Below are 21,373 nucleotides of genomic sequence, written 5' to 3'. Positions count from 1 at the left end.
TACTCATCATGAAAAATACATGTTTTTATATGCGAAGAAATTTACTTCTTATTTTGGTTTTATTTTCCATTAAAATAAACGCCCAACAATCATCAGCACCAACTTGTCCGATGGGCGGTGATTGGAAATTCTCACCGGAATTCAGCGACGAATTTAACGAGTTTGGCCTTGACAAAGAAAAATGGATGGATCTTGTTCCCGTTTGGTATGGACGCCAGCATACTCGTGCGCTTTTTTCCCCGAAAAATGTAAAAGTGCAAGATAGTACACTTCAGCTTACATGCGATATCCAAAAGCCTGAAGAGGTGACATACGAGAACAAGCTTCGTAGCTTAGACAAGTTTACAATAGCTATTATTAAAAGTAAAGAACGGGTAAAATATGGATATTTCGAGGCACGGTGTAAATCAATGAGTGCAAATGTAAGCAATGCTTTTTTTTTGTACGACCCACTTGATCCACCTTCTAAATATAAAGAAGGTAGTTTTTCTGAAGAGATTGATATATTTGAAATAGTAGGAAACCCGACTCCTGACTTGCGTAAGGATAGAGAGCGTGTATATAGTACAACAGTCCATCGTTTTGTTACGCCATATCTTGAAGGAGTTGTCAACTTGAATCGGCCCTCATTGCCTAATCAGGGGGCTAAAAAACGAATGCCCTTCGATTTTTCAACTGATTTCCATATTTATGGTTTCCTCTGGACCCCAGATGAAATGAAGTGGTTTGTTGATGGGGTGGAAGTTTTTTCGCGTAGTAATGATTATTTTAAAACTGCGCTTCATATAGTTTTTGACTGTGAAACATTGTGGGGTGTGCCTGATTCGAAAGACCTGCCCAATACCTTCCAGATTGATTATATACGTGTATGGAAATTGAGGGATAATCACTAATTCAGAATAAAAATAAATAAAATAAAGTTGTGATAATTTCCGCACTTGTTGAATGGATTTGGAGTATTGAGATATAGATTTTTACTATTGTCCAGTAACAAATAACCTAGCAGAACATTTTAATGAAACACCCGGTTTGTCTACTTTTAGTTTAACACAATAATAAAGAAAAACATGGGTAAAAAAACAAATTTTAGCATATAGCCTAAGTAATATTTACTGTAGTTCAAAAAAAATAAATAACTCATTCTGATTTTATGAAAACAAAATTATTGCTAATCACATTTATAGGGACTCTAATAATATCTTGTGTACAAACTGAGCAGGTAGTTCCAACAGAGGCTCAACTCAAATGGGCAGATGCCGAAGTCGGAGCCATGTTCCATTTTGATGTACAGGTGTTCGAGCCGGATTATGAATGGCGTAAGACCAGGGATTATCAACCGGACCCCTCGGTTTTTAATCCGCAAGAACTGGACACCGACCAATGGATTCGTTCCGCTAAATCTGCTGGGGCAACCTATGCCGTATTGGTCGCCAAGCATTGTAGTGGATTCAGCCTGTGGCCAACAGCTGCACATGAATACAGTGTAAAGAATTCCCCATGGAAAAACGGACAAGGCGACATTGTAAAGGATTTTATAGCCTCTTGTAAAAAGTATGGGGTAAAGCCTGGCTTGTACGCCAGTGCCTCTGCCAATGCTTATTTTCACGTTGACAATCCAGGATTGGTTTTGTCAGGCGATCCTGAAGAACAGGAAAAATATAATGAAGTAGTAAAAACCCAGCTCACGGAATTATGGAGCCAGTACGGGGATTTGTTCGAGATTTGGTTCGATGGAGGTGTTCTACCACCAGAAAAGGGGGGGATCGATATGCTTGATCTGATCGAAAAATATCAACCAAATGCAGTTGCATTTAATGGTCCCTACGGATATGTCAATAACATTCGTTGGGTTGGGAATGAAGATGGTGTGGCCGCTTATCCCACCTGGTCCAGGGCAGATTCAACCAAAACAGCGTCAGGGCTGATCTTAATCAAGGGATTGAATGGAAATCCTGACGGACAATTTTGGAGCCCTGGGGAAGCAGATTTCGCTTTACGTAAACATGCTTTTCAGGGAGGCTGGTTCTGGCATGAGGGAGAAGAGGGGACCATCCGAAGCGTGGATGATCTTATGGAAAGGTACGTTCAAACAGTAGGGCGCAACACAAATATGTTACTAGGTGTTGTAATCGATAATCGAGGTTTGGTCCCTGATGAAGATGTGGAAAGACTTAAGGAATTTGGTGAAACGCTAGGTCAGACGTTTTCAAAGTCTTTAGGGTCTATATCAGGAGAAGGAAACGAGTTGACAATTACCTTCAATAACCCACAGGAAGTAAATCATATTGTGATAGAGGAAGATATAGCTAAAGGAGAGCGGGTTAGGGAATACGAAATTTATGGAAAAACCAACAAAGGTTGGGAATTATTGAGCAATGGCCAGAGTATTGGTCATAAGAGGATCGAAGTACTGACCCCTCAAACACTTTTAGGCATAAGGCTCAAAGTGACCGCTTCCGAAGGTATTCCTATATTGAGTTTAAACTGTTTTTGATTTGCTCAACCCTTCTTAAGAAGAATACAAGATTAAAGCAATATATACACAAAGAACAATTTTATATGAAGACCATACGTCTTTGGAAGTATTTTATACTGGCCTTACTTTGCCCCTTTTTTGCTTTGGCGCAAAATCAAGGTATGTTATTTACTAATGACATTTGCCTTCCCAGTATGCTTTACATGCTTTCAGGTATGCAGAATGACATATTTGTTGAGCCGTTGATCAAACGCTGGAGACCTTATAATGATGTTGTCAGGTTTTCGGGTTCAACCGAATATTCGCGACGACTACAACGTGTTGCCAGTATTACCGATCCCGTAGCAGGATCAACGGTTACCTTGGAATTGGTGAACCAGGACGAATTCAAAACGGTGAAGACCCTTACTTCAACAATCGTAGTAGGCCAGGCTGGAGTTGGCAAGGATACGGTCATAGTATCAATTATCGGGGACAGTTTTACCAATGGAGCATTCTTTAAGGATGCCTTGCTTGAAAAGGGTTATGCCCCTAAAACCAAGATGATCGGTCTTCGTGAGGTTGTGGGTTGTCCGGGACAATTTGACGAGGGCCGTGGTGGTTGGACCTTGAAAGGTTACTTTAGTGTGACAAACCAACGGACACAGGCCTACAATGGGTTTTGGCAACCTGAGGGAAAATATAGGTACTGGGGAGCAACAGCTTTTTGGAACTTGGTCAAAGAATTTTCTTCCGACCCTGAGAGGAAATGGAGTTTTGAAGAGAAATACAATGCCAGTAGATACCATTCCAATGCAGAGCTTTTCGATGCTGCTACCGGCTATAAGTTAAACCCTGCCAAAAACGACCTTATTTATGACAATGCTTTGGAGAGCTATATGCTCTACAATGGCTCTAAATGGAAGAAAACGGCATACGAAGATTTTGTTTGGGATTTTGACTACGGTAAATACCTTTCCATGTGGGATTTGGAAAGTCCCGTAATTTTAGCCGAATTTTTGGGGCTGAACGATTTTAGAAATGCATTGGACCCTACCTCTATTGATTTTTCTGAATGGAACGTACTGATGGAGAAAGTAATAGCCTCATATCTGAAAGCCGTTCCAGCGGGGAGGTTCGCTTTAATGATCCCATCTACAAGCTGCGGAATATTGGATAATATGGCAGGTGCTTTTACTACAAAGCAAAATGCGTGCATGTGGGAGCTTCGAAAAAATATTATTGACAAGTTTGATCATAGAACAGATAAAAATATCCACATTGTGGATGGTGGGATAGCCATTGATAATTTATATGGCACATGGTTTCGAACAGATCCAACTTTTACATTGCCCTATTCCGGTTATAAAGGGGATGGGCGAATAGCGGTCCAATTTGGAAATCCACACCCGTTCCAAAACTATCCGACCATGGGGGTATCCTTAGCTGCGTTCATTCAAAATTATCGAAAACAATAATCGAAGAATGTTTCAAATAGTAGTTTGGAAATACGGGTTTGGATATTCCATTTATTGCAAAAAATGACAAGTAAAAAATATACAGGGTACACTCTGATCAAAATATCTCAATGAAAAAAATCAAAATACAATACGGCCTAATATTCTTAATAGTAATACTCAATGGATGCGGTACTTCAAAGGACGTTATCCGGGAAAATATAGAATGGAGCGATTTCTGGTGGGAGAACGAGCCTGATACTTCAAAACCTCGGGTACTGTTCATCGGCAATTCGATTACAAGGGGGTATTTTAAAAAGGTTTCGTCAAAATTATCCGAAAAGGCCAACTGCGACCGGTATGCCACTTCAAGGAGCATAGCGGACCCTGCACTGATAAAAGAAACCAAGATTGCCATGGGCAGGTACGACCATTCGGTCATACATTTCAACAATGGGCTACATGGCTGGCACCTTAATGGGAAGCAGTACGAAGAAGGCTTAAAGAAGTTTGTGAAATTTCTTAAAAAGCACAAATCCAAGGATTGTAAGATACTCTACTCACTGACCACCCCCGTACCCTCAAAGGAGCCGGATCAGAAATTAGACCCGGAAAAGAACGGTATTATACTGGAAAGGAATAGTATTGCCCGCAGAATAATGGCAGGGAACGGCATCCAAGTCATTGACCTTTATGGGCTGATGGAACCCGAATTGGAGAAGTACAGCGCCTCCAAAGGGGATGTGCACTACAAAGAAGAAGGCTATGAAAAATTGGCCGGATACATAAGTGGGATAATAGGAGCGTTGCTTAACGATTGAACAAAGTTTTATAAAGATAAAATATGAGGACTATTGCGAATTCTAAAAAGAAATAGATGAGTTTTAATGAGAAAATTTCAGTTGTCAAAATTTATGGGTTTCTTAAGGAGAGGGCCGGCTGCTTGGGAAGGGGAAACTCTATGGTGCAAAATGTCGTAAGTATTCGGAGGAATGGCCTAAATCATTTTGTATTTACCGTTATTGCGATATTCTTTCTGTCAAATAATGATTTTTGTCAGGCCCAGGTCCGCATCGCCTGTGTAGGCAACAGTATTACCTATGGTGCCCGTATAGAGAACAGGGAGGTGAACAGTTACCCGGCACAACTGGGGTCCATGCTGGGCGATGGTTACGATGTGCAAAATTTCGGGGTCAGCGGTACCACTTTGTTGCGTAAGGGCGATTTTCCCTATTGGAAGACGGATGCCTATCAAAAGGCGATGGATTTCCGGCCGGATTGGGTATTCATCAAGTTGGGCACCAACGATACCAAGCCTGTCAACAGGGTCTTTTTGGACGAATATGTGCAGGATTACAAGGATCTGGTCGCATCCTTTAAAAAGTTACCCAGCAACCCCCGGGTGGTCCTACTTTTGCCCGTTCCCGTCTTTTCCAACGACAGTACCGGTATAACGGCGCAGATAGTGCGTGAAAAATTGCTGCCAATGGTGAGGGAAGTTGCCTATGATACGGGCAGTGAAATAGTAAACCTTTACAATTTATTGATCGAATCTCCCGAACTGTTTCCGGACAAGGTCCATCCCTCTGCTGCGGGTGCAACTATCATGGCTAGAAGGGTCGGAGAGGTGGTCAGAATGAAATCAGTTGGACCGGTGGATTTCTCCAGCTATTTACCTGAGGATGCGAGTACTTTCAATTTTTATGGTTTTCAGGGGCATGATTTTACTTTTAAGGATCATAATGCCAAAATTGTCGAGCCCAAAAATGTAGCGGTCGGAAAACCCTGGGTTTGGCGTAGCCGTTACTGGGGACATGAGCCCCAGGTTGAAATAGCGCTATTGGAAAGGGGTTTTCATGTGGTTTATTGTGATGTGTTTGAGTCGTTTTTAAACAAAGAAGGCCTATTAATTTGGGATGGTTTTTATCAACTTCTTACAAAGGCCGGTCTGTCGAATAAATCGGTGATGGAGGGTATGAGCAGGGGAGGCGGTTATATTTACCGCTGGGCGGCCTTTCATCCTGGCCGGGTTTCTGCCGTTTACGCAGATGCGCCTTTACTTGATTTCAAGTTGTACTTCAAAGGCAGTAATTCAAGTTTTCCACAAAAATGGGAACTTTTCAAGAAAAACTTCGGGTTTAAATCTGATGAGGAAGCATTGGCTTTCAAAGGCAATCCAATGGATTTAACGGAAACTATAGCCAAGGCCGGTTTCCCCATGTTACATGTGGTAGGCGATGCCGATGAAGTGGTCCCTGTTTCGGAACATACTGCATTGTTTGAACAAAAAATCAAGGCAGCTGGCGGCTCCATTCAGGTTATACATAAGCCAGGGGTAAACCATCATCCCCACAGCCTGGCCAACCCACAGCCTATTGTAGATTTTATTTTACAGGCAACTAAATAATAACAAATAAAACGGGCATGAATTATAATCTGCAATATTTGACTTGCAAGTATGATTAAATTTAAACGGATAAATATATATACAGAATGGGAAATACAGATAGAAATAAGGTGTCGGGAAAATATTTCAATTATATAAATGTTACCTTATTCCTGATTTTTTTTACAATTAGTGGTTACTCAAAAGATAAAGTCCGCATCGCCTGTGTAGGCAACAGTATTACCTATGGTGCCCGTATAGAGAACAGGGAGGTGAACAGTTACCCGGCACAACTGGGGTCCATGCTGGGCGATGGTTACGATGTGCAAAATTTCGGGGTCAGCGGTACCACTTTGTTGCGTAAGGGCGATTTTCCCTATTGGAAGACGGATGCCTATCAAAAGGCGATGGATTTCCGGCCGGATTGGGTATTCATCAAGTTGGGCACCAACGATACCAAGCCTGTCAACAGGGTCTTTTTGGACGAATATGTGCAGGATTACAAGGATCTGGTCGCATCCTTTAAAAAGTTACCCAGCAACCCCCGGGTGGTCCTACTTTTGCCCGTTCCCGTCTTTTCCAACGACAGTACCGGTATAACGGCGCAGATAGTGCGTGAAAAATTGCTGCCAATGGTGAGGGAAGTTGCCTATGATACGGGCAGTGAAATAGTAAACCTTTACAATTTATTGATCGAATCTCCCGAACTGTTTCCGGACAAGGTCCATCCCTCTGCTGCGGGTGCAACTATCATGGCTAGAAGGGTCGGAGAGGTGGTCAGAATGAAATCAGTTGGACCGGTGGATTTCTCCAGCTATTTACCTGAGGATGCGGAAACTTTCAATTTCCATGGTTTTAAGGGACATGATTTTACTTTTAGGGACCGGAATTCCAAAATTGTCATGCCCAAAAATGTAGCGGTCGGTAGGCCTTGGGTATGGCGCGCCCGCTTTTGGGGACATGAGCCCCAGGTGGACATCGCCTTGCTGGAAAGGGGTTTCCATATAGTGTATTGCGATGTTGGTGAAATGTTCGGTAACGATAAGGCATTGGCCATTTGGGATGGTTTTTATCAACTTCTTACAAAGGCCGGTCTGTCGAATAAATCGGTTATGGAAGGTATGAGCAGGGGAGGGGTATATATCTACCGATGGGCGGCAAAATATCCGGAAAGGGTTTCTGGCGTTTATGCAGATGCACCAGTGTTGGACCTAAAGAGCTGGCCGGGAGGCAATGGAAGGTCCAAGGGCAGCCCCGAAACCTGGGATACCTTCAAGAAGGATTTTGACTTTACCACCGAAAAGGAGGCACTGGCCTTCAAGGGGAACCCCTTGGATTTTGCGGATAAGATAGCCAAAGCTGGTTTTCCAATGTTGCATGTGGTGGGCGATGCCGATGATGTAGTCCCGGTGTCGGAAAATACGGGCCCGTTCGAGCAGAAAATAAAAGAAGCAGGAGGATTGATCAATGTTATTCATAAACCAGGAATCGGGCATCACCCTCACAGTCTTCAAAATCCAAAACCCATTGTTGATTTTGTCTTGATGGTTACTGATTACCTGGCTATACAGGATATGATACCAACACCTTCAGCCCCTCAATTGAGGTGGCAAAAACAGGAGCGTTTGATGTTTGTCCACTTTGCCCCGAATACCTGGACTGGGTTGGGGCAAGATGATAATTCCCTCCCGTTGGACAGAATCAATCCCGAAAAACTCAATACCGACCAATGGTGCAAGACTGCTAAATCATTTGGAGCAAAAATGATTGTTTTTGTGGCGAAACATTCCGGAGGGTTTTGTTGGTGGCAGACCAATACTACCGATTATAGCGCGAGAAACATCCCCTGGAGGAACGGCAAAGGCGATTTACTTGCTGATATATCCAAGTCATGTGAAAAATACGGATTGGATCTTGGTGTTTATATATATCCCGGCGACAAAGCCTGGGGGGCAGGACTCGGCAGCGGCGGGAAGACTAAAGACCCTTCAAAACAGGAAGCTTATAATAAAGTCTTTCGTCAGCAATTAACCGAGGTGTTGTCGCAATACAAACCGATGAAGGAGGTGTGGTTCGACGGGAGTTGTGTCATTGATGTTTCAGATATTCTTGAAAAATATGCCAGCGATGCCGTCATTTTCGCGGGACCGCAGGCTACCATCCGTTGGGTTGGAAACGAAAGGGGCATTGCTCCATACCCCAATTGGTACACGTTAAAGAGATCGGAGCTAAACACAGGGAGGTCCCATGCCTTGTCTTCCGATCCAGATGGCGAGGTTTATGCGCCAGTTGAGGTCGATGTTCCTTTTTTAATGACTGATAAAGCGTACCGTTGGTTTTGGGCACCGAATACTGACAGCTTGTTGCTAAGTGTCCCTGCATTGATGGATATCCATCATAAATCGGTAGGTAGAGGAAGTGTTTTGCTTTTGAATTCTACCCCTGATACTACAGGGTTAATTCCTAAATCACATGTTGAAAGGTATAAAGCTTTTGGTAAAGAATTAGATAAAAGGTTTAATCATCCTATTGCTTCAACATATGGGAGCAGCTATGTGATCGAGCTCGATTTGGGTAAAACACAACCAATTAACTATGCTGTCATTAAGGAAGATATTGCGAAAGGGCAACGTGTCCGAAAGTATGAATTGGACGGTTATAGTGATGGCAAATGGGTAAAAATTAAGACTGGTTCCTCAATCGGGAATAAGAGGATTGAGGAGTTCTCAACAATTAAAGCTTCCAAAGTAAGACTAAGGATTATGGAAGCTGTTGCGACTCCGGTTATCAGTGTATTCAGTATATACCATAGCAAAAAGTCAGATCCTGATGTACATCAATCCGCTCAATCTGATGTCCCGGTTACAATTGGGGACTGGACCAGCAGCAGTTTCAGTTCGGAATGGCAGGATTATACGGTAGACCTAGCGCCATACCTGGTTGAATATGTCGGTCAGTTTGAATTGAAATTCAATGTTCTTGATCATGACCGGGCGTTCGAGAAAGCTGGAACGGGAGGGTATGGTCTTGAATTGAAAGACAGCTCTTTTGCGGTTAATGGGGAAGTAGTGCCGGACGCTGTTTCTAAAAAGAAAAATAACAGGTTTGTAATTAATCATTCACAACATTTAACCAAGAACGATAATGGTACGATTGACTTTAAAATCAAAATAAAGACAAGGCCCGGCCGCTCTATGGGGACTATCGAGCTAAAGAAAATTGAATTTAATTAATCAGTGTAAAAATGAAGAATGGAGTTACTTCATATTAAATCAATTACATTAACCCTACTACTACTGTTTTATTCTTTTGGATCAGTTTGTAACGGGGAAAATAGCTCGAAAACCATACCCCATGTACAGGTGCAAAACGGTTTTGTCAATGCAGCAGACTATGGGTTTTCCCCTGAAGCAAGTGGTCAGGAAAATGTACTTGCCTTGCAAAGGGCGGTGGACAATGGTGGGACGATTGTTGTAAGTACCCCTGGAACTTATGAAATATCAAGTACAGTTTACATTGGCAGTAATACTTCGCTAAAGTTTGGGAATAATGTTTTTTTAAAAAAGGTAAATGATGAAGGAGGTTTTACGCATGTGCTCCTAAACAAAGGGGCGTTAACAAAAACATATGATCAGAATGTTTTAATTGAAGGGCTGAACCTTGAAGTCAATGGAATAGTAAAAGCCTCAACTGAAGTTTTCGGATTACGCGGACAAATTGCTTTTTTCTATATCAAAGATTTACGGATCGAACGATTCCGGTGTTTGGATGTAACAGGGAGTCAGTTTGCCATCCATGTCTGTTCATTCGAAGATATTAGTATTAACGATGTTATTGTAAAAGGAGAGAAAGATGGGATTCACCTAGGTAAGGGCAAGCGTTTTATAATTAGTAACGGGGTATTCCAAACCTTAGATGATGCCGTAGCACTCAATGCCCATGACTATGCTTCCTCAAATCCTGAACTGGGGTGGATTGAGGACTGTATAGTTGAAAAATGCTACGATCTTGATGATGACAGAGACAAGGTGGGCTATTTTTGTCGTATCCTGGCTGGCGGGTGGATCGACTGGAAGCCGGGAATGAAAGTCCAGAATTCCGATGCTGTGGTTTCTAATGGAACGATCTACAGGGTAAAAGGTAGACCAGACAATACGATTTATCAATCGGTAACTCGACCGGTACATAAAAATGGCAGCCAAGTACTGGATGGCATTACATGGGTTATGGTTCAGGATGATCCGGTCCATTCTGCTGGGGTGAGAAATGTTTCTTTTCGCGATATCTTCCTAGAAAAGCCACGGACTAGCTTTTCTATTCATTTTGATAATGACCGGTATAGCCGTTCTTATTATCCTGGAGCAGAAATTCCTATACAAGAGCAGCTAACATTTGATAACATCCGGGTATTGCACGATCAACCAATACCCCTAATTTCAGTAAATACCCCTGTTGATGTTTTTACTATTAGCAATTCAAGCATCAGGGACAATAAAATCAGTTTTCACGGTAACAAATCCATGTCCGATTATTTAAAGACCCAGATCAATATTTATGGTTGCACATTCAATAATGATGGGCAGTTACAGCTTGTGACCAATAGCGTTGAAGGTAAAGAGATTTTTCTGAAAACATCTTCCAATATAGAAGTAAATGACAGTTTTTCGGCAACAGTTATTCCAGGCGGTGGGAAAATTGTTGTTGAATCGGATCTGACCGGCTTAAATAATAAATAGATTTTACAGCAACATCGTAACAAGAAAATATATGCACTGTTCGGGGATTGGAAAATAATTCAATTAAGCCAACTTTGAAGTGAGGAGGAATTGAATTGATAGATCGAATAATCAAATTTGATGGTGCCAGTTAATTGGTACGTTTGTGAACCAATTGGTGGTTGACGAAAGACACTGCTGATAAATTGTTTATTTAAAAAATCTAAATCTATATGAATCATTCTATGAAAAAACAAGCTTTCAATTTTTATGCAATTCTATTATTTACATTTTTCACCCAGCCTGGTCAAGCCTTTACGAACGACCTTCCGGATAAGGTAGTCGATACCATCCGGATTTTGACCATTGGCAATAGTTTTGCGAATAATGCATGTAAATATTTGAAACAAATTACAGAAACCGTAGAAGGTTGCAATATTATAATTGGCAAGGCAAATATTGGCGGATGCTATCTGGAAAAACATGCAGACCTTATAAGGCAAAGTGAACTGGATTTAACGCTCAAACCATATAGTGGTAAGTCGTTAAAAGATTGGTTGTTGACGGATGACTGGGATATTGTGACCATTCAACAGGTGAGCCATCTTAGTTTCAAGTCAGAAACCTATCAACCTTATGCCGATGAAATTCGGGATTACATAAATAAATATGCGCCCCAGGCCAAAATTTACATTCATGAAACCTGGGCCTATGCACCTGATTGTCCTCGTTTGGAAGGCTTTGGGATTACATCGGATCAAATGTACGATGGGCTTAAAAAAAATTATCAAGTCCTATCCGAACGTTATAGCTCACCCATTTTACAATCCGGTGATGCCTTTAATAGATCTTTGAAGAAAAAGGAAGGTATCGATCTTTGGAGCTCGAATGATCGGTCTCACGCCAACGAAAATGGTTGCTACCTGGCCGCTTGTGTTTGGTTTAAGGGATTGTTTGAAAAATCACCCAAAAAAATAAGGTATAGACCGGAGGAAATATCAAAAAAAACGGCTCGATTCTTAAGAAGGGTCGCTTCAAAATAGATTGTTCTTTCAAGTTGGAAGTTATTAATGCCGCCATAGGGTTTATGTAAAAGAAAACCAGGTTAAACGAATTATCCAAAAAAATGAAACGACGAAAATTTTTAGAAACAATACCACCGGTAGGATTGGGACTTTTTGTTGTTCCGAATTTAACGCTTTGTTCTTCTTCCAACCAAAGAGGAATAAAAGGTACAACTAGGGTTCCCTTGAGTGTAATAGGCAGTTCAGCTAAAATTTCAAGTGATAAAAGGATTGCATTTGGCTGGTCTCCGTACATACTTAATCCTGATGATGTAGTTCTACTGAATGCCAATCCGTTATCTCAAGATGCACATGTTTTTTTACGCATAACCGTAGCGTTGGAAATGTGGTATCAGGCTATATTACATGTATCTGTGCCAGATGAAGGGGAAACCCATTTAGGGATTCTTGATATTAGGTATTCATCGGTTCTGGTTCCTTATGAATTGAAGATTGATAGTAAACATATTCCTCTAATTAATAAGTACGGTATAAAAGTAAAGCTTCTTACATCCAAACCTTTTGCTTTTTTTGAGCAATCCTCAAAAGAAATAAGTAGTAGTGTATTCACCCCACATTTGCTATTATCCTCTAGTGACAAGGGTACAGTTTCTGATTTTCTAAACTGCTTTATGTCGATTAATTCAGTGCAGGCATTTGGTTGGCGGGAAGGTACCGTACTGGATGGCCTATGGCAGTTGTATTCCTTGAAGGGTGAAGAAAAGGCATTGGCAGCAATTAAGGAACATTTTGATTTGTTCTTTGATGGGAATAAGAATCTGCTGTATGAGAATTCCAGAAATAATCCAAGGGATAACAGAATTGATGGGATAGAGTCCACCATTCCCTATGCAACCCTGGCCCGGATGAGTCCAGACCACCCCATATTAAAAACTGTTATAGAGGCCTGGGATAGTTATGCCCAAGAGAATGGTATGGTCACGGGCGGTCCTACCATAACCGCTGAAGGATGCTATACAGTGGCCTACCCAATGGCTGTAATTGGTAAAGTTTGGAATGATTCTGCTTTAAAAAATAAAGCATTCGAACAACTACGGCATCGGTTTGTATTAATTGAAAATGGTAATTTAAATCTTAGGTATCATAATAATAAAGGATCATATAGCTATAAAAATTGGGCAAGAGGGGCTGCGTGGACATTGCTTGGATTTGCCAGGACGCTATCTGAACTAAAGGCAGAAATTCAAGATCAGGAAATCATCAATAAGTTTAAGGAAGGAGTAGATAATGTTATTTCTATGCAGAAGGCGAATGGATTATGGAATGGGTTTATGCATACGGATAATGCGCCCGATACATCTGGGTCAGCTGGTATTTCCGCAGCTATATTGATAGGTGTAAAAGAAGGTTTTTTACCCACGACTTACAGGCAACATGCGGAAAAATGTTGGACGGCATTACAAAACTATTTAACGCCTGATGGTTTATTAAAAGAAGTTTCACAGGACAATAGAGGTGGACTACAATTACAACAAGGGAATTATAGGGTGATTGCACAAATGGGAATGGGCTTGATGGCCCAATTATATGCAGAAAGGGAATAAAATCGGTGATGTTTCAATTTAAATGATCTTCTAGCCATAAATCGGATAATTTAGAAATTGAGAATTCCGAGTGAATAAATATATAAACTTTATTTACCTATTAAACCGCTATATAATTGGTGACTTAATACAAAAAGTTGTGGGGTTTTAATAATAAAATAAACTATGGATTGAAATAGTTATGTTTTAGAACAGAAGCAGAAGTCAAAACCTTTTACACTGACCCATGAGTCCATATTATGAACGATGATTACATTTAAAAATCAAACCCAAAACATATTTTGCTAATCAATTATAAAATAAAACTAATCATGAAAAAACCTGAACTTTACAGTAAAATGTTGCTAGTGGCAATCGTAGGCTTATTCCTCAGTTGCAACCAAGCAGAAAAAGACAACACGCCATGGAAACCCCTGTTCAATGGTGAAAATCTAAACGGTTGGAGCCAAAAAGGTGGTGAGGCTAATTATTCCGTTAAAGATGGTATGATAATAGGCAGTACCGTACACGACACTCCAAATTCTTTTTTAACGACAAACGACATGTATTCCGACTTTATCCTTGAGGTGGATTTTAAAGTGGATTCGAGCATGAATTCGGGCATACAGATTCGAAGTAATAGTTTCCCTTATTATAAGAATGGACGCGTTCATGGTTATCAAATTGAAATCGACCCTTCTGAAAGAGCTTGGAGTGCCGGAATTTATGACGAGTCTCGACGTGGCTGGTTGAATACCATGGATGGTAATCCGGAAGCCCAAAAAGCATTTAAACAGAACGAATGGAACCATTACCGAATTGAAGCTATCGGAGACACTATTAAAACATGGATAAACGATGTGCCTGCAGCACATTTGATCGACGATAAAACCGACAGCGGTTTTATTTGTTTACAAGTGCATAGTATTCAGGATGATAAACCAGCGGGAACGGAAATTATCTGGAAAAACGTGAATATACTAACGGATAGTCTATCACAATATTCCAAAAAGACCCCCATTAAACCAATCATCACGAAAAACCAGTTGACCATTGATGAAAAGAAAAATGGCTGGAAATTACTATGGGATGGCAAGACAACGAACGGTTGGCGTGGTGCCAAATTGGAAGGTTTCCCTGAAAAAGGATGGGTTATCGAAGATGGTGTGCTTAGTGTGTTATCATCCGGAGGTGGGGAATCCAGAGCGGGTGGCGATATTGTAACCAATGAATTGTTCAGTGATTTCGAATTCATGGTCGATTTTAAATTAACTCCCGGTGCCAATAGCGGAATTAAATACTATGTGGATACAGAGTTGAACAAGGGAGCCGGTTCTTCCATTGGTTTGGAATATCAAATATTGGATGATGATCTGCACCCGGATGCTAAATTGGGTAATCATGAAGGCAGCCGAACAGTTAGTTCCCTGTATGATTTGATAAAAGCCGATACAAACAAACCCGTTAACCCTATCGGTGAATGGAACACGGCACATATTATTTCAAAAGACAACCATGTAGAACACTGGTTGAACGGTATGAAGGTTTTGGAATATGAACGAAAAAGCGATGCTTACAAAAAACTGGTTTACGAAAGTAAATATGTAAAATGGCCAAATTTCGGTGAATTGGAAAAAGGACAAATATTATTACAAGATCACGGAAATCTGGTTTCTTTTAAGAACATAAAAGTCCGACCCCTTAAATAATCACAAAAAACATACGCAATGAGTTCAAACAGAAGAGATTTTATAAAAAAAACCGCCATGGGTGCAGTAGGTGCCACATTTGTATCCAATAGTGTCAATGCTATGTCGGCCAAAAGTTATAATAGAATAATCGGTGCCAATGATAAGATAAACGTTGCCATACAAGGTTTAGGAAGACGTTATGGCTCCTACATGAATCCCATTATTGACAAAAAAAACAATATAGAATTAAGCTATTTATGTGATGTCATGAAAAGTCAGCGTGAAAAAGCTGCGACATTCGTCACCCAAAACAGTCATCATAAGCCAAAATTGGAAAACGATATCAGAAAAATCCTTGATGACAAAAAAGTTGATGCCGTTTTTATGGCCACACCGGACCATTGGCATGCACCAGGGGCCTGTATGGCCATGCAGGCCGGAAAACATGTGTATCTGGAAAAACCTTGTAGTCACAATCTTAAAGAAGGTGAACTGTTGGTCGCTTATCAAAAGAAATATGATAAAGTAGTACAAATGGGGAACCAACAGCGTTCTTCATTACAGTCCCAAGAAATCATCAAGGAAATCCACAACGGTATTATTGGGGACGTTTACAACGCGATAGCTTTCTACACTAATAAAAGGGGCCGTGTACCAAATCAAGTACAAACAAACCCACCTGAGGGTCTGGATTGGGATTTGTTTCAAGGTCCCGCCCCCAGAAGACCATATACGGACAACACTTGGGACTATAACTGGCACTGGTACGGATGGGATTATGGTACTGCAGAAATGGGGAACAACGCTACTCATGAATTGGATATTGCCCGTTGGGCCTTAGATGTAAAATACCCTGAACACGTTGAAGTGAAATCCGGAAAATTCCATTATAAAGATGATGGTTGGGAAATGTATGACACTATGGAGGCTACCTTTCGTTTTGCCAACAATAGGACCATTCAATGGGACGGCCGAAGTAGGAACGGTTACGATAAATATGGCTTCGGTAGAGGTACGTTAATTTTTGGTTCAGAAGGTTCGGTTTTCATAGATAGGGATGGTTATAAATTATATAACCTAAAGGGGGAATTGATAAAAGAAAATGTAATTTCCGGACTTGAAAATGGAAATACCTTAGGCGGTGGTGGTGGTCTTACGGAAGCTCATACCCTTAACTTTTTTGACACTATAAGAGGAAGGGCCGAATTAACCTCTCCTATTGAGCAAGGCGCAATAAGCCAAATGTTGACACATTATGCCAATATAGCATCTAGAATAAATCAGTCTTTTGAGGTAGATGAGAATACAGGTTGTATTTTTAATCGGGAAGCCATGAAGTTATGGTCCAGAACTTACGAGCCAGGATGGGAAATAAAATTAGTTTAACCTGTCGTGCATTTTGAATAATGCTGATTTTTATGTTGAATATTTTTATATAGATGTTTTGGATTATGTTAGAGCTGATATTTTTGGAAGCTCACTGGTTTTAACCCTATCAAAAGATTTGGTGTTATTCCTCCTTATCCTTAAATGGTCGCATAGTAGTCTGAAAACTGGCACTAATCTTTTTCTGTATTTCTTGAAAAGATCCCAAATCAGAATAGCATGACTGAATAGGATTTTGTAGTATTCATTAAAATAACCGGTTTCATGTTCATCGAGCTAAGTTCCAACCTGGGAAGCACTAATAGATTCAATAATTAGGAACAAATGGATAAATCCCAAAAGTTGGGTGTGAATTAGAAAAAGAAGGCATAAACTATCCCGAGGTTCGTGTTCTGTTCTTTTTTGCATTGCCTCAAATGCATAGCATTCATGAATACCGTTAAAAAACAATAGCCATGCCGATGAATAAAAAAGAAGCAGGACCGAACAACCAAGGTGCGATGTACCTTGGTTAGGAGGGGCCAGCAATAGCCTTGGCTTGCCGACCAACACTTAAAACCCAGAAAATCTAAAGTGTAATGCCACCCGTCCAGGCCGCTTTGACTAAGGTGAAATGCTCTACTGTAGCCTTCCCCTTCTTTCGTGCAATCTAAAATCCGAAATCATTGCCTTTAAGTCTAGAAGGACAAAAGATGAGATAGGACACTTTTTCGGCGAGTCAGATTATAATTAAAAAGTTCAAATAAAGGATTGTTAAATTTACTCATATGAGATTCGACAAGAACAAAGTGATAATTGCAAGTGATGTTGAACGTGATGGAATAGGCATTGAAGTTTATGAAAATGGTGAAATGGTTGTTGAAATATTTCGAGGTGATCGTGATAAAATTAGAACTGTTAGAATCTTAAAAGAAACAGTTACACTTGATTTGATAGAAGAAAGCATTAAAACCCTGCCAATCATAAGATTAGCAGGGTTTTGGTCTCGGATGATATCCGATTCAGTGACCTGGCTGGGATTTGAACCTATGGCTCTTAGCCCAGTGAGAATCGATGCTCTGCTAATTTTCACATCCCGTGTTGACGATTTGTGAACTTTTATGATATGAAATGTCAAAGTAACTTTCGATTTGCAATTTAGGTGTTTTAAATTTGACTGTATTATTCAATAGTATGTAAAAGGAGTTAAAATACACTCTTATATAGAGGACTTAAATTATTTTTTGGGGCTAGTACCAAAAGAATTAAAAACAATAATTATAATGAAGTTGTAGAGAAATAGACTTTATTTATGGAACAAGCCTACAAATTGATCGGACGAATTTTCAAGAATTTCTATAGGTGCCATTTCTGACTAAAGGTTTACAAAGACTTTGCTGTAGGTGGGTTAAATATGACTTAAATAAGTAGTTGAATTTATCAGACTTAGATAGCATAATTTAAAAAGCCACTTTTTGAAATTTAATTAGTTTTGTCCCACCGAAATATCTTGCTATCTCAGGCATATACAAAGTTAATATTATCTATTTTCAAACCTCCTGGTTTAAAAGGGAAAGGTCATTTTTCAATTGTTTGTTGATACCAAAAAGTAAGAAGAATACAGCTTCTGCTTTAGCCCCAAGTTTTTCGGTCAGAATTTTAAATGCACGAGTAATATGGCCTTCTACTGTTTTTATGGAAATATTAAGATATTCGGAGATTTCTGTATGGGTAAGACCTTCTTTTTTGTTCAATAAGAAAATTTCTTTACATTTTGAGGGCAAATTTTCGATTTCGGTGTTCATCAACTTTATGAGTCCGTCAATTTCTTCCTGTTGTATTTCGGCAACTAAATCAATGGCTTCAATATATTTTTTCTCCAAATATATTACAGGTTTGTTTTTTCTGTATTGATTGATGAATTCATTATACACCGATTTGTATAAATAACTCTTGATAGGGAAATTGGGTTTTATATTCTTTCTATTGGTCCAAATGGCGACAAATACATTTTGTACGATATCTTCTGCCAGATTGGGGTCGTGGCATAATGATTGGGCATAACAACATAATCTTTGGTAGTAGGAATCCATTAAAATATCATAGGCTTTGGAATCACCAGATACTAATCTTTGGGTCAAAAATTGATTTCTATTATTCTTCATATATAAGTATGTTATTCTTAATATGCAGGGTTGATGTTTACAAATATCTAAAAAAATCATTAAAAATAAAGGGGTATTCAAATTTTAAACGTATTAGTTTTAAAAATGTACCTAAAAATAGAAAATATGATTATTAAGATCTTGAACATGTCACATGGCATCTTTTAATACAGTACAATTCACAGAGAATAGGAAAAACCATTAATAGTGGCAAGATGACAAACTTCAGGATATCAATTCTTTTGTTAGTGATATCCATCTTGGAATCAAAGAAATAAACATAAATTATTTAATACCAATTATGAATTTTAAATTAAGAAATGTGCTTTTGACCTTTTTGCTTTTTACGGGTTTGGCAAACGCCCAGGACAAACACCCTCCGTATCAATATCCGAAGGAGCAAAAGAAAATGGAAACCCTTGAAGAATGGCAAGACTTGAAATTTGGGCTTTTCCTGCATTGGGGGACCTATAGTCAGTGGGGTATTGTTGAATCTTGGTCCTTATGCCCAGAAGATAGAAGTTTTACATCAGTACGTCCAGAAGGACAAAATTATTACGACTACGTCAAGGAATATGAAAAACTTCAGACCACATTTAACCCAGTAAATTTTAGTCCGGAAAAATGGGCGGAAGCAGCTAAATATGCGGGGATGAAATATATGGTATTCACAACCAAACATCATGATGGTTTCAATATGTATGACACTCAAGAATCTGACTATAAAATCACTAGCCCTAAGACCCCTTTCAGTTCACACCCAAGAGCAGATGTAACAAAGGAAATATTTGATGCTTTTCGTTCTAAGGATTTTATGGCCGGTGCATATTATTCTATTTCTGATTGGCATCATAACGATTTTTGGTGGGATTATTTTCCGCCATTTGACCGCCATATCAACTATTCTCCAGAAAAATACCCAGAAAAATGGCAGGGATTTAATGACTTTATTTACAATCAACTGGATGAATTGACGAGTAACTATGGAAAATTGGGGATGTTATGGTTCGACCTGTGCGATGTATCAAAGGATAAAAAGGTAGATTGGGCCCGTTTTGAAAAAGTGATCAAGGCGAATCAGCCCCAAGCACTGATGGTGGCCCGCCATACCTACACTAAATACGAGAACTATAGAACTCCAGAACAACAGGTGCCGGATCAAGCGTTGGACTATCCATGGGAAACCTGTATGACTATGGGGAAATCATGGTCGTATAAACCAGGGGATGAGTACAAATCGGTTTATGAATTGGTTCAGTTATTGGTTAAAATCGTTTCGAGAGGGGGAAACTTTTTGTTGAATGTTGGACCCGGGCCCAATGGTGATTTTGATCCAACGGCATATGAACGGTTAAAGGGGATTGGTGACTGGATGCAAATAAATAGCGAAGCAATATATGGAACAAAGCCAATATCACCCTACCATGAGACCAAACTGGTATTTACTAAAAAAAAGGATGCCGTTTATGCGTTTTATCTCCCAAAAGAAAGTGAAACTAAAATGCCCGCAAAAATAGCTATTTCTTCCATGCAACCTAAAAAAGGAAGTCAAGTGTTTTTGCTTGGCTATAAAAAGCCATTAAATTGGAATGATAATGGAGAAGGTTTTATCGTTGAAATCCCTACAGAATTGCAGAGGAAACCTAGAAGTAAACATGCATGGGTCTTAAAATTCCAACCTTAATAGTTTGAAATATACTCCTAAATAGTGTGTTACTATATAATACAATAGGTACGAGTAAAAAAGGAAATAGGAGTATTCGGATTGTTTAGGCAGTTTGCCTTTAATTGCTGTGATGGATTTTCATGCATATTCTCGATTTACCGTAAAGTATTTATTCTTTTGGAATTATCATTTCTGAAAAGTTCATTTAAACCCGAAAGGACAATATTTTAAGGTATATAAAGTAATCCCAGAACAATTAGAAATTTGTTGAACGTTTTAATGAATATTTAATATGATTTTTTTATTTAAAATATTCTAGAGCAACAACCATAAGTATAATGGTAATGTGTTAGTTTTGAGTTAGTTTAGTTTAGTAAAGCATGGGAAACCGTGCTTTACTTTTAAATTAAGTTTTCAAATTCATCTTAAAAGACCACTGCCGTCTTTGTTGTAATTGTTCTTAAATTTAAGATACTGACTTTTTGTGACTATTTAACAATGGAAAATTGTGGGCACTGAAATTAAAATGGAGCTCTAATTTATTTGGTATAGATAAGATTATGTTTTTTTATTATTTAGTTGTAGCATGATTCAGATTTATACCCCTTTGGCTAGTTAGATCTTTGATTTAAATACCAAAATGGAATCACATTCGAAGTTTAGCCCCCCCCATGATTGGTAATAACTGATGCTTTATCGGTACCCCTCCAATGATGGTTTGTAATAGAGATTGGTTTTGTATAAAGAGTTAAATGTTTAAAACAAACTGGTTATCCGATTTTTATTAACCTATTGTCATGACTTAACCATAGTACATTGTTGTAATTTTTGATAATAGGGACTGAAAAACGTTATAGGTTTTAAA

14 protein-coding genes are annotated in these 21,373 nt (G+C 39.5%); 13 read left to right on the top strand and 1 reads right to left on the bottom strand.

All coding sequences use genetic code 11. The features are described 5' to 3' along the window. Positions 1 to 8: 8 nt before the first annotated feature. From HPE56_RS08365 to HPE56_RS08310, 12 genes are all read left to right on the top strand, one after another. The gene (locus tag HPE56_RS08365; protein ID WP_188243320.1) at positions 9 to 893 is read left to right on the top strand and encodes a family 16 glycosylhydrolase; all 885 of its coding nucleotides are present in this window, start codon (positions 9 to 11) and stop codon (positions 891 to 893) included. 257 nt (positions 894 to 1,150) lie between these two features. Beyond that, on the top strand, positions 1,151 to 2,494 hold the full coding sequence (locus tag HPE56_RS08360) for an alpha-L-fucosidase (protein WP_188243319.1): 1,344 nt from the start codon (positions 1,151 to 1,153) through the stop codon (positions 2,492 to 2,494). Between the two features lie 65 nt (positions 2,495 to 2,559). Further along, positions 2,560 to 3,933 carry a hypothetical protein gene (locus HPE56_RS08355; protein ID WP_188243318.1) on the top strand — a complete coding sequence of 458 codons (1,374 nt, stop codon included), beginning with the start codon at positions 2,560 to 2,562 and terminating at the stop codon, positions 3,931 to 3,933. Positions 3,934 to 4,043: 110 nt separating this feature from the next. Then, a complete protein-coding gene (locus HPE56_RS08350) occupies positions 4,044 to 4,733 on the top strand; it encodes a GDSL-type esterase/lipase family protein (protein WP_188243317.1) in 690 nt (229 codons plus the stop codon). Between the two features lie 56 nt (positions 4,734 to 4,789). Then, positions 4,790 to 6,319: a GDSL-type esterase/lipase family protein gene (locus HPE56_RS08345; RefSeq protein ID WP_223170243.1), complete on the top strand. Its 1,530-nt coding sequence runs from the start codon at positions 4,790 to 4,792 to the stop codon at positions 6,317 to 6,319. Positions 6,320 to 6,405: 86 nt separating this feature from the next. Further along, positions 6,406 to 9,531 (top strand): alpha-L-fucosidase, encoded by a 3,126-nt coding sequence (locus HPE56_RS08340; protein WP_188243316.1) that lies wholly within the window; start codon positions 6,406 to 6,408, stop codon positions 9,529 to 9,531. Between the two features lie 18 nt (positions 9,532 to 9,549). Beyond that, entirely contained in the window at positions 9,550 to 11,034 is a 1,485-nt protein-coding gene (locus HPE56_RS08335) for a glycoside hydrolase family protein (RefSeq protein WP_188243315.1), read from the top strand. Between the two features lie 224 nt (positions 11,035 to 11,258). Then, positions 11,259 to 12,056: a DUF4886 domain-containing protein gene (locus HPE56_RS08330; RefSeq protein WP_188243314.1), complete on the top strand. Its 798-nt coding sequence runs from the start codon at positions 11,259 to 11,261 to the stop codon at positions 12,054 to 12,056. 83 nt (positions 12,057 to 12,139) lie between these two features. Next, entirely contained in the window at positions 12,140 to 13,642 is a 1,503-nt protein-coding gene (locus tag HPE56_RS08325) for a glycoside hydrolase family 88 protein (RefSeq protein WP_188243313.1), read from the top strand. Positions 13,643 to 13,953: 311 nt separating this feature from the next. Next, the gene (locus tag HPE56_RS08320; RefSeq protein WP_188243312.1) at positions 13,954 to 15,330 is read left to right on the top strand and encodes a 3-keto-disaccharide hydrolase; all 1,377 of its coding nucleotides are present in this window, start codon (positions 13,954 to 13,956) and stop codon (positions 15,328 to 15,330) included. A gap of 18 nt (positions 15,331 to 15,348) precedes the next feature. After that, complete coding sequence (locus HPE56_RS08315) at positions 15,349 to 16,698, top strand: Gfo/Idh/MocA family protein (RefSeq protein ID WP_188243311.1); 1,350 nt, start codon at positions 15,349 to 15,351, stop codon at positions 16,696 to 16,698. Positions 16,699 to 17,465: 767 nt separating this feature from the next. Continuing rightward, a complete protein-coding gene (locus HPE56_RS08310) occupies positions 17,466 to 17,792 on the top strand; it encodes a hypothetical protein (protein ID WP_188243310.1) in 327 nt (108 codons plus the stop codon). 435 nt (positions 17,793 to 18,227) lie between these two features. Here the strand turns inward: HPE56_RS08310 and HPE56_RS08305 are convergent, their stop codons facing one another. Continuing rightward, positions 18,228 to 18,842, bottom strand: coding sequence for an RNA polymerase sigma factor (locus HPE56_RS08305; RefSeq protein ID WP_188243309.1), 615 nt, complete (start codon positions 18,840 to 18,842; stop codon positions 18,228 to 18,230). 301 nt (positions 18,843 to 19,143) lie between these two features. Between HPE56_RS08305 and HPE56_RS08300 the strand changes: the two genes are divergently transcribed. Then, the gene (locus HPE56_RS08300) at positions 19,144 to 20,526 is read left to right on the top strand and encodes an alpha-L-fucosidase (protein ID WP_188243308.1); all 1,383 of its coding nucleotides are present in this window, start codon (positions 19,144 to 19,146) and stop codon (positions 20,524 to 20,526) included. Positions 20,527 to 21,373 lie beyond the last annotated feature (847 nt).

It is taken from the genome of Maribacter aquimaris (genome assembly GCF_014596745.1).
Taxonomy (GTDB): Bacteria; Bacteroidota; Bacteroidia; order Flavobacteriales; family Flavobacteriaceae; genus Maribacter_A; species Maribacter_A aquimaris.
The sequence above is the reverse complement of the archived record's forward strand: the minus strand, read 5'-3'. Positions and strand labels throughout refer to the sequence as shown.